The following is a 14,340-nucleotide window of genomic DNA, read 5'->3' as shown; positions in this document are numbered from 1 at the left end:
CCCTGGTATTGACCTCCGGAATCGATGAGCGAGAATGGAAGGTACCCGGGCGAAGGATCACTCAACGAGGGGGCCGGATCCGTGGAACCTGAGGCGAGATACTGGCATCGAACCCAAGACCAACGTGTGCAGTGTGATCTGTGCCCGCGAGAATGCCGACTGCGGCCAGGCCAGCGAGGCTTCTGTTTCGTCCGCGAGAACCAGGACGATCGCCTCGTGTTGACCACCTACGGGCGCTCGTCCGGCTTTTGCGTGGACCCCATAGAGAAGAAGCCGCTCAATCATTTCCTGCCGGGCAGCCGAGTCTTCAGCTTCGGCACGGCGGGCTGCAACCTGGGATGCAAGTACTGCCAGAACTGGGAGATCAGCACCTCGCGCGAGATGAGGCTGCTCGCCGAAGAAGCAACGCCGGCGCAGATCGCCGAAGCCGCGGTGGAATGGGACTGTTCCGCAGTCGCATTCACCTATAACGATCCGGTGATCTTCGCCGAATATGCGATCGACACCGCGCTGGCCTGCCGCGAGCGGCAAGTGGCGACCGTCGCGGTCACCGCCGGCTACCTCAATCCCGATGCCAGAAGCGATTTCTTCGCCGTGATGGACGCCGCGAACATCGACCTCAAGGGGTTCTCCGACAGCTTCTATCAGAAGCTCACCGGCGGACGCCTGCGCCCGGTGCTCGACACGATCAGCTACGCCGTCAACCAGACGGATACCTGGGTGGAACTCACCACCCTGCTGATTCCCGGCCACAACGACGGATCCAGCGATCTGCGGTCGATGTGCGAGTGGATCATGACCGAGCTCGGGCCGGATGTGCCGGTGCACTTCACCGCCTTCCACCCTGCCAACCGGATGCGCGAGCTACCCGGCACGCCGTTGCGGACCCTCGCCCGGGCCAGAGCCATTGCGTTGGACGCCGGGCTGCACCACGTCTACACCGGCAATGTGGACGACCCGGAGGGCGAGACGACCTTCTGCCCGAATTGCTCGACCCCGGTGATCAGGCGCAATCGTTATCTGATCGACTCCTATCAGCTGGACGCCGATGGACGCTGCGCGATGTGCGGAACCCGGATCGCCGGCAGGTTCGCCGATCCGGGCCGAGGCAAGCGGCGGCTCCGGTTGCCGCAGCGCGTCGCGATGAGCTGAGCGGCCAGGCCGGGCGCTAATAGTCCGGCTCATCCAGCAACCAGGTAGCACGTTTGCGGCGCAGTTGAACGGCGGGCGCCGCCGGGTCGCCTATCGTCTGCTCGGCGAGCCAATGTGCTCTGGCTTCGTCCATCAGATGGCCGGGCAGCCGTCCGGAAGCGTTGACGACCCGCCACCACGGTGTGTCGGAGGCATCGGTGGCCATGATGCGTCCAACCTGACGGGGACCGGTGCCGACCAACTCGGCGATATCGCCGTAGGTGACCACGGTGCCCGGCGGAATCCGCCGCACGGCACGGCGCACCCGCTCGGCCAGTTCGTCCATGTCGTCCACCCTTTGATGTTCGCACAGTGCCGGTTGATGGTTACACACTGCCGGGCCGGCCCACGCCACGCCGTGAACCGGCTGTGTTTGCTCTGTCAGTGGGCCGTGCTTGACTGGGGAGCATGTTCGGACGACTCGCATCGCTGCTCGTGGTCCTCCTGCTGGTGGCAGGCTGCTCCTCGTCGGAGTCCGCCTCACCGAATCAGGAGGACACCCAGGCGAGCCCCGCGGCCAGCGCAACCCCTACTCCCACCCCGACACCGACTCCCACGCTGCCCGGAGGAGGCCGCGAACTGTTCCCGGACTACCGGTTGTGCGGGTATGTGGGTTATCCGGGTGCCGAGGGCCAGGGCCGGCTGGGCATCGGAGATCTCGAGGAGCGGATGACCGAGCTGCAGGGCGCCTGCGCGCCCTATGCGGGTGACCGGGCGGTGATGCCGGTGATGGAGCTCATCGCCGTGACCGTGCAGCCCGAGCCTGGGCCGGACGGCCTGTGGCGCGAACGCATCGATCCGAGCGTCATCGATCAGTGGCTGGCCACCGCCCGCGAACACGGTGCCCTGCTGCTGCTCGACATCCAGCCAGGCCAGGCCAACTTCATGGACGAGCTGAAGGCGCTGGAACCGTACCTGAGCGAGCCCGATGTGGGTGTCGCCCTCGACCCCGAATGGGCGATGGGCCCGGGCGAGATACCGATGCAGAGCTTCGGCTCGATCTCGGGGGCCGAACTCGACGAGATCGCCGGCTACTTGTCCGGGCTGGTCGAAGACAACAACCTGCCCGAAAAGGTGATGCTCTACCACATCTTGCATCCGACGATCATCAGCGGCGAGGAAGCGCTGACCGATCACCCGGGCATCGTCCAGATCAAGAGCGTGGACGGCATCGGCTCCCCCGAAGCCAAGATCTCCACCTATCAGCAGGTGGCCGCGACGGTGCCCCCGCACGTATACATGGGCTTCAAGCTCTTCTACGACGAGGACGTGCAGACCAGCGGTGTGCTGATGACCCCGGACGAGGTGCTGGCGCTGTCGCCGGTCCCCGATTACGTGCTGTACGAGTGATCGGCGCGTCACCGATAGACCGGGCGGGTCTGGTCGTCCACCCAATTGAGGTAGTCGGCCGATCCGCCGATGATCGGCAGCGCGATGATCTCGGGCGCGTCGTAGATATGCACCTCACGTACCTGCTCGATCAGTTCATCAAGCAGTGCGGTGCGAGTCTTCACCAACATCAGAACCTCGGGTTCGTGATGCACCTCGCTCGACCACCGGTAGGTCGATTCGATGGTGGTCATCTGGACGCACGCCCCGAGCCGCAGCTCGATCAGCCGGTCGGCGATCCGTTTCGCCAACTGTTCGTCCCCGGTCGTGATCAGGACGACGCAGAACTCGGAAGACATCGCCACCACCCCTAGGTCGCCGAATGAATCGGGCTGGGCTCGAAACGGCGGATTCGGTCGGCGAGAATCAACTCGGTACGCCGCCATAGCTGGTCGGCGAGATCACGGTCGGCCGCCGTCTTGGACGTGGCACGCACCGAGCGATTCACAAAGTAGCGGTCGGCCGGGTAGTTGATGCCCGGCGTGCCTTCGGCAAGCCAGACCATGGTGTCGGCTCCCTTCTCGGGGCTGATCATCTGGGAGCCGAAGGCCTGATACATGCGTGCCAGCAGACTCGTCTCGGCTTCCGAGGAGAAATCCGTGCCCACGATGCCGGGATGAAAGGCCACCGCCGACAGGCCCTTGGTGCCACAGCGGCGATTCAGCTCATGCATGTGGAGCACGAGCTCCAATTTGGCGTTGCCATAGGCGACCGACGGTGCGAAGCGGCGTTCTGCGTCCAGATCCCCGATATCGAAACGAGCGAGCAGCTTGTGGGCGACGCTCGAGGTGTTGATCACGGTGGCCCTTGAGGCGGCCAGTCGTTCGGCCAGCAGCCAGGTGAGATACCACGGGGCGAGATAGTTCACCTGGAAGGTGAGTTCGTGGCCGTCGGTGGTCTCGATGCGGTCGTCGCCGAAGGTACCGCCGGCGTTGTTGACCAGCACGTCGATCTGCGGATATTCGGTGAGCAGGTCGGCTGCCAGTTGCTCGACGTCGTCCAGATCGGAGAAATCCGCGAGGAGGTACGGGCTGTGCAGCGGATTGGCCACGGCCGCCGTCTTCTCGGGCGAACGCCCGACCACGATGACCCGATGGCCGCGGTCGGTGAGTTTGCGTGCGGCTGCTGCCCCGATTCCGTCGCTGGCTCCGGTGATGACAATCGTCTTCATGGGGTTCATCGTAGGCAGGCCGTTAGCCGCTAATCCGGCATATCGGTGAAGCGGCTGAAATGGCCTTGGAAGGAGACCGGCAGGGTGTCGGTGCGTCCATTGCGGTGCTTCGCGAGGATCAGGTCGGCCTCACCGGGACGATTGTCCTTCTCATAGAGGTCTTCGCGGTGCAGCAGGATCACGATGTCGGCGTCCTGTTCGAGCGAACCTGATTCACGCAGGTCGCTCATCATCGGCTTCTTGTCGCCGCGCTGCTCGGGGCCACGGTTCAACTGGCTCAACGCCACCACCGGAATGTCGAGCTCTTTGGCGAGCAGTTTGATCTGGCGGCTGAACTCCGAGACCTCCAACTGGCGGCTCTCGACCTTCTTGCCCGAACTCATCAACTGCATGTAGTCGATCACCACGAAACGCAGGTCGTGGCGTTGCTTGAGCCGGCGGGCCTTCGCCCGGATCTCCATCATGGTCAGGTTGGGGGAATCGTCGATGAACAGCGGGGCATCCTCGAACGACTTCGTGCGGGTCACGATCCGGGACCACTCGTCCTCGCCGAGGCTGCCGTTGCGGATCGAGTTCAGCATCACGCCTGCCTCGGCCGACAGCAGACGCATCACGATCTCGGACTGGCTCATCTCCAAGCTGAAGAATGCCGTGGTCAGCTTGTGTTTGATGGCCGCCGAGCGGGCGAAATCGAGAGCCAGCGTCGACTTGCCGACCGCAGGCCGGGCGGCGATGATGATCATCTGTCCGCCGTGCAGGCCGTTGGTCAGCTCGTCGAGCTTCGCAAACCCGGTCGGCACTCCCGAAAGGCCGCCACCGCGGGCTCCGATGGCCTCGATCTCATCGTAGGTGGGCTCCAGCAGTTCGCGCAGCGGCTTGTAGTCCTCGGAGCGTTTCCCTTCGGAGACCTCGTAGATGGTCTGCTGGGCGACGTCGACGATGTTCTCGACCTCACCCTGGCCTTGATAGCCGAGCTGGGCGATCTTGATGGACGCGTCCACCAGGCGGCGCAGCACCGCCTTGTCGTGCACGATCTTCGCGTAGTAGGCGGCATTCGCGGCCACCGAGATGGACGACAACAGGTCGGCCAGATAGACGTGGCCGCCGACCCGGGAGAGTTCGCCGCGCCGGTCGAGCTCGGCGGCGACCGTCACGGGGTCGGCCGGGTCGCCGTGGCCATAGAGGTCGATGACGGCCTGATAGATCAATTCATGTGCCGGACGATAGAAGTCCGCCGGCTTGATGACCTCCAGGACCTCGGCGATCGCGTCCTTGCTCATCAGCATGGCGCCGAGCACGCCCTGCTCGGCCGCGAAATCCTGTGGGGGAGTGCGATCGATTCCGGAGGGTGCGCCGGGCGCATCGTCGTACATCGTGCCCCTCCCTCTCCGGCAAAATCGTTGCTTACGCCATCCACCATTACCAGGTGCTGCCTGTCGAAGGACGCCCCGTCCTAACCCGCTGTCCACGGCAGACTAGAAGCACCGCATCGAGCTGTCAAACGAAGTTATCCACAAGGCTTGTGGAGAACCACGCAAGCCTGTGGAACTCGCCGATCCGTCGGTGGACAACGATGTGGTTAACACTTCGAGCATGACCGAGTTTCATCCAGCAAATGCGACTTGACAAGGTGAAATTGGTGACTCTGCCGGTGTCTCAAAGATTCCTCGGCGTGTCGCGAGATAGTTGCGATCCGGGCGTTTCGCCCACGGCGCGGCCGATGACGCCGCAGGGGTGCAATCGGCTGTCCACAACCAGGACGAAGTTATCCACCTGAGCCGAACAATCGGCGGGCGGTGCGCTGGTGGTGTCGTCCGGTTCATTAGCGGCGCTTTTTGCGAGGTCGGCTGTCAGTGGTATTCGGCTTTGCCGGTCCGGCTGGTCAAGTGACACAATTGCCACATCGACTCTCGCGTCCGATCAGAAAGGAGGTTCTGGTATGCCCAGTGAACCTCCTAGTCCGCGGAATTGATTTCTTCGCACCTTTCCGCAGCTTCGGCCGTTGCCCGGCCACACCCCGCCTCCCCGAAAGATCGAGAGTAGATATGACCACCGATCGTCCTTTTGCCGCACGTGATCAGCCGCCTCGCCTGGGCGGAAATTTCGGTTTCCCGACCCCGGTCAAACGGGTCCCCATCGCCCCCGAACAGCAACCGAGAACCGTCACCGGAAATGCGATCTATGTCGGCGGAAAACGCATCTCGCGTCCCGATTCTCTTGCCGAGGCGGCGGCCCAGCTTCAAGAAATCCCGGGCTCGATGGCCTGGATCGGTCTCTATCAACCCGATTCGGACGATTTGATCGAACTCGGCGAACAATTCGGTTTGCATGAGCTCGCCGTCGAAGATGCCATCTCGGCTCATCAGCGCAGCAAACTCGAGCGCTATGACGAGACCTTGTTCTTGGTGCTGCGGGCGGCCCGCTATATCGACGAGGCAGAAGAGATCGAATTCGGTGAGTTGCACATCTTCAGTGGCGCCAACTTCGTGATCACCGTCCGGCACGGGCGCTCGCCCGATCTGAGCGTGGTGCGCCGCCGGATGGAAGCCGATCCGCAGATGCTTTCCTTCGGGCCTGAAGGCATCGTCTATGCGATTTTGGACGCGGTGGTCGATGGCTATGCGCCGGTGCTCGAAGGTCTGGCCAACGATGTGGAAGAGATCGAGGATCAGGTATTCACCGGCTCGGCCGGCGTCTCGCGGCGTATCTATGAATTGAGCCAGGAAGTCGTCGATTTTCACGAGGCGGTGCGTCCGCTGCGGGCCATTATCGGCGGCTTGGCGGGCGGATTCAGCAAATACGAGGTCTCGGACGACCTGCAGGAATACCTGCGCGACGTGGCCGATCACTCGGCCCGTGCATTGGAGGAAATCGAGGGTTTCCGGACGACTCTCCGCGACGTTTTATCGCTGAATGCGGCGCTTGTCGCGCAGCGGCAAAACGAAGAGATGAAGAGCCTCGCCGAGGCGTCCAATGCCCAGAACGAGGATATGAAGAAGATCTCGGCATGGGCCGGTATCTTATTCGTCCCGACCATGATCACCGGTATCTACGGCATGAACTTCACCCATATGCCGGAGGTGGATTGGGCAGCGGGATATCCCTACGCGATAGGCATGATGCTGATATCGGCCGTCGTGATGTGGCTGGTCTTTCACCGCAAAGGGTGGATCTAGGGCCCTTCGAGACTGCGCTCGAGCAGCGCGTCATAGATCGGCGGAATGCGCAGGGCGTCCGCGGTGAACACGGCGATGACCACGACGGTTGCGACCGGAAGTAGATGCGCCAGACTGCCCGTCATCTCGGCGGTGAGCAGAATCGAGGTGAGCGGGGTCCGCACGCTTGCCGCGAGTACACCGGCCATGCCGCACACCGCCAGAATCGCCTGGTACTGGCCGGGCAGGCCCAGCGTCTGTGCCGCGATCGCGTAACCGGCGCCGGTCAAAGTGCCGATGGCGAGGATAGGCATGAAGATGCCGCCGGGGATTCCTGACCCGAAGCTGGTCGACGTGAAGAGGATCTTTGCGACGAGCAGCAGCGCGACGATGCCGAGCCCGGTCGCCTCGAACTCGGCCCAGCCGATGAGACGCTCACCGCCGCCGAGCACCTGCGGAAGCCACAGGCCGCAGGGCAGTGCGATGAGCAGTGCCACGAATAGCCGCGCTGTCGTCGGCAATTTGCCCAACAGATCTTGGGAGGCGAGCAGCAGCCGATTGACCAGCGAACCCACCAGGCCCGCGACCACTCCCAGTGGCAGCACCACCCACAACAACGGCAGCGTCAGCACGTCGACGGTGCCGAACTGCAAGATCGGGTGCGGTCCGAAGATCGCGGTGGCCACCGCGTCGGCCGCGAGTGCCCCGGTGGACGCGGACGCAATCACCAGCGGCGAGAAGCTGCGATGCAGGCCCTCGATGCCGAACAACATGCCCGAGACGGGGGCGCTGAACGCAGCCGAGAGACCGGCCGCTGCCCCGCTGGTCAGCAGATGATCCTGCTCCTCGGAGGTGGCTCGTAGGGGTTTGGCGAGCAACTGGGCGCTTGCCGCTCCGAGATGAATGGAGGGACCTTCGCGTCCCAACGAGAGCCCGAAGACCGAGCCGATCGTCCCGCCGGCGAAGCGGGCCACCAGCACGGGCAGCGGACGCATCGTCATCTTGTGCTCCAGGATCCCCTTGACCTGCGGAATCCCGGAGCCGGACGACATCGGCTCCCAGACGATCAGCCTCGACGTGGCGAATGCCGCCAATCCGGCAGCTACCATCCAGGCCACGAGCGGCAATGGGCCCTCCGAACCCAGAAACTCGTAGATCCGGCGAGCAACGCCCGAGGTCTCGGCGATCATCGCCCGGTAGGCGCTGCCGATCAGCCCCGCCAGCAGCCCGGCGAGCACCCCATTACGGGCGATCCGCCAGCGGCGCGATCCGAAGAGGTGACGGACCCGGTCAGCGAATGAACTCCATACGGAGCGGGGCGATCGGATCACGGGACAGCAGTCTAAGGCCCTCCGCCCGGATCAGAAGATCTGGTGCATGTTAGCGCGGGTCAGATCGACCAGCTCGTCACCGCGTCCCGACAGCAGGGTGCGCATCGCATAGAGCGCGAAACCCTTCGCCTGGTCGTACTTGACCGACGGCGGAATGGTGAGTTCCTGGCGCTCGGTGACGATGTCGACCAGGGCGGGACCGTCGTAGGCGAAGGCCTTCTTCAACACGGCCTGCAGCTCGTCGGAGCGCTCGACCTTGAACCCCTTCAGCCCGGCCGCGCTGGCGATACCGGCGAGATCCGGGTTGTCGAGACCGGTCGCGGTCGTCACGAAACCACCCGCCTTCATCTCCAACTCGACGAAGTTCAGCGAGGAGTTGTTGAACACGATCACCTTCACCGGCAGCTTGTTCTGGGTGAGGGTCAGCAGCTCGCCGAGCAGCATCTCGACGCCGCCATCACCCGACAGCGCGACGATCTGGCGGCCCGGGAAGGCCGAGGCTGCACCGACCGCCTGGGGCAGCGCATTGGCCATCGAGCCGTGAATGAACGAGCCGATCACCTTGCGCCTGCCGTTCATCTTCAGGTAGCGGGCGGCCCAGATGACCGGGGAGCCGACATCGGGAATGAACACCGCATCATCGGCGGCGATCTCGTCGATCAACTTCGCGACATACTGCGGATGCAGCGGCTGCTTGCCGCGGCGCGGAGTTGCCAGATCGTCCAGCTTGGCGCGGGTCTTCTTGTAATGGCCCAGCGAATCCTTCAAGAAGCTGCGGTTGCGCTCATGCTTGAGATGCGGCAGCAGGGCGTCCACGGTGCCGGCGACGTCACCGACCAGGCCGAGGTCGAGCGGGATCCGGCGTCCGAGGTGCTCGCCGCGCAGATCGATCTGAATGACCTTCGCGTCGTCGGGCAGGAATGGACGGTAGGGGAAGTCGGTGCCCAGCATGAGCAGCGTGTCACAACCCTCCATCGCCCGGTAGCCGGACGCGAACCCGAGCAGACCGGTCATGCCGACATCGAAGGGGTTGTCGTACTCGATGAACTGCTTGGAGCGCAGCGTGTGGACGATCGGGGCCTCCAGCTTGTCGGCCAACGCCACGACCTGATCGTGAGCGTGCTCGGCGCCGGCGCCTGCCAAGATGGTGACCTTCTTGGACTTGTTCAGCAACTCGGCGGCCTGCTTCAGCTCGTCCTCGCCGGGAATCACGCTCGGGGTGGCTGCCCTGACGGCGGTGACCGTCTCGTCCACGGCCTCGGCCAGCGCGACATCGCCGGGGATGACCACGACGGCGACACCCTTCTGGGCGAGCGCGGCCTGCATGGCCGTGCGCATGACGCGCGGCATCTGAACCGGATCGGCGGCGTATTCGACGTAGACGGAGCATTCACGGAAGAGCTCTTGCGGATGCGTCTCCTGGAAATAGCCGGAGCCGATCTCGGAGGTGGGGATGTGCGCGGCGATGGCCAGCACCGGGACGCGGGACCGCTGCGCATCGAAAAGGCCATTGATCAGGTGCAGGTTTCCCGGACCGCAGCTGCCCACGCAGACCGCGAGCTCGCCGGTGAGTGCCGCCTCGGCGCTGGCGGCGAAAGCCGCAGCCTCTTCATGGCGTACATGCACCCAGCCGATACCGGAATCGCGCAGCGCGTCGGTGAAGCCGTTGAGCGAATCTCCCGGAATACCGTAGACCCGCTTCACTCCGCTCGCGGCCAGCGTGTCGACCATGTTCTTGGCTACTGTGACCATTTCTTCTTTCCCACGACGATTGATGAGACTCACGAATAGCGGAGAGTCTGCTTGCAGGACCGATTTTGCCTGCTCGGCAGACACTCACAGCAGATTTGGGGATCTCCTGCGGGTAAGGATACCCTCAGCCCCCTTCGGGTAGCGACGTGAGCCGCCGATGTCCGCCGAGGGCGGACGCGCACGTGGGTGGAGCGGGGCAGACCCGGCCAGATCGGATCTGCCCCACGATTGGAGGTTGCTCGGTGCCGTGGCTCAGAATCCTTGGGCGACCCGGTAGTAGACGGCGCTCCACTTGAGTTCGGACTCGAACTTCGTCTGGGTGGTGTCCTCGTCGATCACGGCGAGTTCGACACCGGCGATCGTGGCGAAATCGCGCCAGGCATCCAACCCGACGGCGGTGGTCATCACGGTGTGGTGGGCGGCGCCGGCCGCCAGCCAGCAGGCGGCCGAGGTCGCCAGATCGGGGGCCGGGTTCCACACGGCGCGAGCCACCGGCAGTTTGGGCAGCGGCTGATCGGGTTCTACGACGTCGACCACATTGGCGGTCAGCCGGAAGCGGTCGCGAAGGTCGCTCAACGCGACCACCAGTCCCGGACGCGGAGTCGCGTTGAAGACCAGCCGCACCGGATCCTCCCGGTCGCCGATGCCCAGCGGATGGATCTCGAGCTTCGGCTTGTCGTCCGAGAGTGAGGGGCAGACCTCGAGCATGTGGGCGCCGAGGATCTTCTGCTCGCCGGGCACAAAGTTGTAGGAGTAGTCCTCCATCAGGCTGGCCCCGCCGGGCAGGCCGTAGCCCATCACCTTGGCGATCCGCACCAGCACCGCGGTCTTCCAGTCACCCTCCGCCCCGAAACCGTAGCCGTCGGCCATCAGCCGCTGCACGGCGAGCCCGGGCAACTGCTTCAGCGCACCGAGATCTTCGAAGGTGTCGGTGAAGGCGGTGGCGCCGACCTGCTCCAGCAGCGTCCGAAGCGCGGCCTCCTGAGCGGCGGCGTAGCGCAGCGATTCGTGGCGTTCGCCCCCGGGCAGCAACTCCGGTACTACGTCGTAGCTCTCGACGTACTCGGCGATCAGGGAGTCGATCTGGAGGTCGGTGACCTCGGCGATGGTATCGGTCAGATCGTTGATGCCCCAGGTGTTGACGGAGGTGCCGAAACGGATCTCGGCCTCGGTCTTGTCGCCCTCGGTGACGGCGACGTAGCGCATGTTGTCGCCGAAACGGGCAAGCGTGAGGTGCTGAGCCGCATCCCAGCCGGCGGCAGCCCGCGACCAGATTCCGATGCGCTGGGTGACCTCATGCTGCCCGGCATAGCCCACCACCGTGGTGCGCGGCACCCCGAGCCGGGTCAGGATGTAGCCGAACTCGCGGTCGCCGTGGGCCGCCTGATTCAGATTCATGAAGTCCATGTCGATGGTGCTCCACGGCAGTTGCTCATGGGCCTGGGTGTGCAGGTGGAGCAGCGGCTTGCGCAGCGCCTCCAAGCCGCGGATCCACATCTTCGCGGGCGAAAACGTGTGCATCCAGCAGATCACGCCGATCACCGAATCGTCCGAGTCGGCGTCCAGCATGGCGCGCAGGATCGTCTCGGAGTCGGTCAGCACCGGACGCCAGACGACCTCGACCGGGATGTCGCCCGAGTCGTTCAGCAGGGCCGCGACCTGCTGAGACTGCTCGGCTACCTGAGCCAGAGTTTCCTCGCCGTAGAGGCCCTGGCTGCCGGTGAGAAGCCAGATTTGCTTGCCTTCGAAGGGGTTCTTCATTGTTTACACCTTTGTCACTAGTGCTGGTGTGGAGAGCTGGTTGGTGATTCTTGATGCGCCCGAAATCTGCTCCCGCGCCCGATATCTCGGGCGCGTCTGCGTATTTCGGGCGCGGATGCGTTGTTCGGACGACCCGCAGGCGACGATCCGCAGCTGGCGGGGTCAGTGCTGGCCGTAGACGTTGGTGTAGCGGTCGTAGAGCCGGTCGATGAGATCCTGGGCGATCGGCAGCGGCTCGCCGAGCTGCCGGGCGACATGCACCGTGTGCGCCACTTCCTCGACCATCGCGGCGGCCTTCACGGCGTCTTCGCCCGACTTGCCGATGGTGAACGGGCCATGGTTCTGCATCAGCACGGCCGGTGAGCGCGACCCCCGCAGGGTCTCGACGATGCCGCGTCCGATGGAGTCATCGCCGATGATGGCGAACGGGCCGACCGGCACCGGGCCACCGAACTCGTCGCCCATCATGGTCAGCACGCAGGGGATCTCCTCGCCGCGCGCGGCCCAGGCGGTGGCATAGGTGGAGTGGGTATGTACTACGCCGTAGACCTCGGCCATGTGCCGGTAGACGTAGGCGTGTGCCGCGGTATCGGACGACGGGGAGTGCTCACCATCGATCAGGTTGCCGTCGAGATCACAGACCACCATGTCTTCGGGGGTCAGCTTGTCGTAGCGGACGCCCGAGGGCTTGATCACCATCAGGTCGGCGGTGTGCAGTCGCTGCGAGACGTTGCCGGCGGTCCAAACCACCAGGTTCCAGCGGGTGAGTTCGGAATGCAACGCGCAGACCTCTGCGCGGGCCTCGGCTATCTCGGCTTGCGTCTCGGCCGAGTAGGCCGCCAGTTCATTCATTTCTTGATCTCCTTCGGTGATGGAAGAGGTTCGTTTGGCGCTACGACGAGCGTTTAGCTGGGCAGCGCCTTGACGGCTGCGCGTTCGGCGGCAAGCCCGGCCTCATAGGCCTCGAGATATCGCTGGTAGCCGGCCACATCTTCACCGGTGGCAGGCATGGACTGTGTGTCGACGGACGCGAAGACGTCCTCGGTGAGAAAGGCGGGCAGGGTGCGGCCCTTGCCACTCACCAGATAGGACGCCAGCACTGCCACGCCCCAGGCTCCTCCTTCGCTCGCGGTGGTCGACACGGCCACCGGGGTGTCGATGGCCGCCGCGAGGAATCGCTGCGCAACTCCCGCGGTGCGGAAGACGCCGCCGTGGGCATACATGGTGTCGAGTGCTACATGTTCTTCTGCGAGGGTTCGCATGCCGATGGAAAGCGCTGCGAACATGCCGTAGACCTGCGCCCGCATGAAGTTGGCCAACGTGAAATCGCTGCCGGGCGTGCGCACCACCAGTGGACGCCCCTCGGTCAGACCGGTGATCGGCTCGCCGGCCAGAGTGTTGAAAGCGAGCAGCCCTCCGGCGTCCGGCTCGCCGGCCAGCGCCGTGCCCAGCAGGGCGGCAAATATCGCGTCTGTGTCGGCCTCAGCGCCGATCCGCTCGGCGAAGTCGGTGAAGAGCCCAGCCCAGGAGCCGAGCTCGCTGGCCCCGTTGTTGCAGTGCACCATCGCGACCTGGTCTCCGGCCGGGGTGGTGACCAGATCGATCTCGGTGTGCACCTGGGCCAGTGGACGCTCCAGCACGACCATGGCGAAGATCGAGGTGCCGACCGAGACATTGCCGGTGCGAGGGGCGACCGCGTTGGTGGCGACCATGCCGGTAGCGGCATCGCCTTCGGGAGGGCAGAGCGGAATGCCGGCCTCGAGCCGCCCTGTGGGGTCGAGCAGCAGGGCACCCTCGGCGGTCAGCGTGCCGGCGTCGGCGCCGGCGTCCAACGGCCGGGAAAAGACGTCTTCCACGCGCACACTGACGCCGTGTTCGGCGAGCAGCGCGTCCACTTTCGCCAGGCGGGTCTGGTCCCAGCCATGGGTTGCGTCATCGATCGGGAACATGCCGGAGGCATCGCCCACCCCGAGAACCTTGCGTCCGGTCAGCCGCCAGTGCACGTATCCGGCCAGCGTGGTGCAGAAATCGAGTTCGGCCAGGTGTGGCTCGCCGTTCAATACGGCTTGGTAGAGATGCGCGACAGACCAGCGCAGCGGCACGTTGAAGTCGAGGAGCTGGGTGAGTTCGGCGGCCGCCGGGCCCGTCGAGGTGTTGCGCCAGGTGCGGAAGGGCGCCAGTTGATGTCCTTGTTGGTCGAAGGCGAGGTAGCCGTGCATCATTGCCGAAATGCCGATGGCGGCGAACCGGATCGGATGCACGCCGTGGTTGACTTCGGCGGCTGCGCAGACCGCGGTGAATGCCTGTTGGATGCCTTGCCAGACGGCATCGAGAGAGTAGGTCCAGGTTTCGTCGATGTACTGGTTCTCCCAGGTGAACCCGCCGCTGGCCAGTACCTGTTCGCCGTCGCCGACGATCACTGCCTTGATCCGGGTCGAGCCCAGCTCGATGCCCAGCCGGGCATTGCCGTTCGCCAGTGTGGTGGCCGCGCTGCTCGCGTCATCTGTCGTCGACATCGTCATCCTTGAGTCCGTCCTGGTCGCCTGCGACCCGAATGTTACCGTTCACACAACATAACCCGAAGCCTTGC

Annotated in this window: 12 protein-coding genes; 3 read left to right on the top strand and 9 right to left on the bottom strand. The window is 64.6% G+C overall.

The features are described 5' to 3' along the window. Positions 1-81 precede the first annotated feature (81 nt). On the top strand, positions 82-1,152 hold the full coding sequence (gene amrS / locus QQ658_RS12980; protein ID WP_286027120.1) for an AmmeMemoRadiSam system radical SAM enzyme: 1,071 nt from the start codon (positions 82-84) through the stop codon (positions 1,150-1,152). Positions 1,153-1,168: 16 nt separating this feature from the next. Here amrS and QQ658_RS12975 read toward each other — a convergent pair whose 3' ends face one another. Next, on the bottom strand, positions 1,169-1,477 hold the full coding sequence (locus QQ658_RS12975) for an MGMT family protein (protein WP_286027119.1): 309 nt from the start codon (positions 1,475-1,477) through the stop codon (positions 1,169-1,171). A gap of 122 nt (positions 1,478-1,599) precedes the next feature. Here QQ658_RS12975 and QQ658_RS12970 point away from each other — a divergent pair, with 122 nt between their 5' ends. Then, positions 1,600-2,541, top strand: coding sequence for a hypothetical protein (locus QQ658_RS12970; RefSeq protein WP_286025255.1), 942 nt, complete (start codon positions 1,600-1,602; stop codon positions 2,539-2,541). 8 nt (positions 2,542-2,549) lie between these two features. On the opposite strand, the gene cutA is transcribed toward QQ658_RS12970, so the two are convergent. From cutA to dnaB, 3 genes are read right to left on the bottom strand one after another with little or no spacing between them, the layout of a single operon-like run. Then, complete coding sequence (gene cutA, locus QQ658_RS12965; RefSeq protein WP_286025254.1) at positions 2,550-2,879, bottom strand: divalent-cation tolerance protein CutA; 330 nt, start codon at positions 2,877-2,879, stop codon at positions 2,550-2,552. Between the two features lie 11 nt (positions 2,880-2,890). Further along, the gene (locus QQ658_RS12960) at positions 2,891-3,751 is read right to left on the bottom strand and encodes an SDR family NAD(P)-dependent oxidoreductase (RefSeq protein ID WP_286025253.1); all 861 of its coding nucleotides are present in this window, start codon (positions 3,749-3,751) and stop codon (positions 2,891-2,893) included. Positions 3,752-3,780: 29 nt separating this feature from the next. Continuing rightward, positions 3,781-5,124: a replicative DNA helicase gene (dnaB, locus tag QQ658_RS12955; RefSeq protein ID WP_286025252.1), complete on the bottom strand. Its 1,344-nt coding sequence runs from the start codon at positions 5,122-5,124 to the stop codon at positions 3,781-3,783. A 672-nt stretch (positions 5,125-5,796) separates the two neighbouring features. Between dnaB and corA the strand changes: the two genes are divergently transcribed. Beyond that, the gene (corA, locus tag QQ658_RS12950; RefSeq protein WP_286025251.1) at positions 5,797-6,927 is read left to right on the top strand and encodes a magnesium/cobalt transporter CorA; all 1,131 of its coding nucleotides are present in this window, start codon (positions 5,797-5,799) and stop codon (positions 6,925-6,927) included. On the opposite strand, the gene QQ658_RS12945 is transcribed toward corA, so the two are convergent. The 5 genes from QQ658_RS12945 to QQ658_RS12925 all read right to left on the bottom strand — a co-directional run bounded on the left by QQ658_RS12945 (position 6,924) and on the right by QQ658_RS12925 (position 14,266). Further along, positions 6,924-8,237 carry a ClC family H(+)/Cl(-) exchange transporter gene (locus QQ658_RS12945; RefSeq protein ID WP_286025250.1) on the bottom strand — a complete coding sequence of 438 codons (1,314 nt, stop codon included), beginning with the start codon at positions 8,235-8,237 and terminating at the stop codon, positions 6,924-6,926. The genes corA and QQ658_RS12945 overlap by 4 nt on opposite strands. Positions 8,238-8,267: 30 nt before the next feature. Further along, the gene (gene poxB, locus QQ658_RS12940; protein WP_286025249.1) at positions 8,268-9,989 is read right to left on the bottom strand and encodes a ubiquinone-dependent pyruvate dehydrogenase; all 1,722 of its coding nucleotides are present in this window, start codon (positions 9,987-9,989) and stop codon (positions 8,268-8,270) included. Between the two features lie 252 nt (positions 9,990-10,241). Beyond that, the gene (araA, locus tag QQ658_RS12935; RefSeq protein WP_286025248.1) at positions 10,242-11,750 is read right to left on the bottom strand and encodes an L-arabinose isomerase; all 1,509 of its coding nucleotides are present in this window, start codon (positions 11,748-11,750) and stop codon (positions 10,242-10,244) included. 162 nt (positions 11,751-11,912) lie between these two features. Then, complete coding sequence (locus QQ658_RS12930; protein WP_286025247.1) at positions 11,913-12,602, bottom strand: L-ribulose-5-phosphate 4-epimerase; 690 nt, start codon at positions 12,600-12,602, stop codon at positions 11,913-11,915. Positions 12,603-12,655: 53 nt separating this feature from the next. Further along, complete coding sequence (locus QQ658_RS12925) at positions 12,656-14,266, bottom strand: xylulokinase (RefSeq protein ID WP_286025246.1); 1,611 nt, start codon at positions 14,264-14,266, stop codon at positions 12,656-12,658. Positions 14,267-14,340: the final 74 nt, after the last annotated feature.

It is taken from the genome of Propionimicrobium sp. PCR01-08-3 (assembly GCF_030286045.1).
Taxonomy (GTDB): Bacteria; Actinomycetota; Actinomycetes; order Propionibacteriales; family Propionibacteriaceae; genus Brooklawnia.
The sequence above is the reverse complement of the archived record's forward strand: the minus strand, read 5'-3'. Positions and strand labels throughout refer to the sequence as shown.

Excerpts from the sequence above, each read along its gene's own strand:
- QQ658_RS12975 (WP_286027119.1), bottom strand. The coding sequence starts at position 1,477 with ATGGACGAACTGGCCGAGCGGGTGCGCCGTGCCGTGCGGCGGATTCCG.
- QQ658_RS12970 (WP_286025255.1), top strand. The coding sequence starts at position 1,600 with ATGTTCGGACGACTCGCATCGCTGCTCGTGGTCCTCCTGCTGGTGGCA.
- cutA (WP_286025254.1), bottom strand. The coding sequence starts at position 2,879 with ATGTCTTCCGAGTTCTGCGTCGTCCTGATCACGACCGGGGACGAACAG.
- QQ658_RS12960 (WP_286025253.1), bottom strand. The coding sequence starts at position 3,751 with ATGAAGACGATTGTCATCACCGGAGCCAGCGACGGAATCGGGGCAGCA.
- dnaB (WP_286025252.1), bottom strand. The coding sequence starts at position 5,124 with ATGTACGACGATGCGCCCGGCGCACCCTCCGGAATCGATCGCACTCCC.
- corA (WP_286025251.1), top strand. The coding sequence starts at position 5,797 with ATGACCACCGATCGTCCTTTTGCCGCACGTGATCAGCCGCCTCGCCTG.
- poxB (WP_286025249.1), bottom strand. The coding sequence starts at position 9,989 with ATGGTCACAGTAGCCAAGAACATGGTCGACACGCTGGCCGCGAGCGGA.
- araA (WP_286025248.1), bottom strand. The coding sequence starts at position 11,750 with ATGAAGAACCCCTTCGAAGGCAAGCAAATCTGGCTTCTCACCGGCAGC.
- QQ658_RS12930 (WP_286025247.1), bottom strand. The coding sequence starts at position 12,602 with ATGAATGAACTGGCGGCCTACTCGGCCGAGACGCAAGCCGAGATAGCC.
- QQ658_RS12925 (WP_286025246.1), bottom strand. The coding sequence starts at position 14,266 with ATGTCGACGACAGATGACGCGAGCAGCGCGGCCACCACACTGGCGAAC.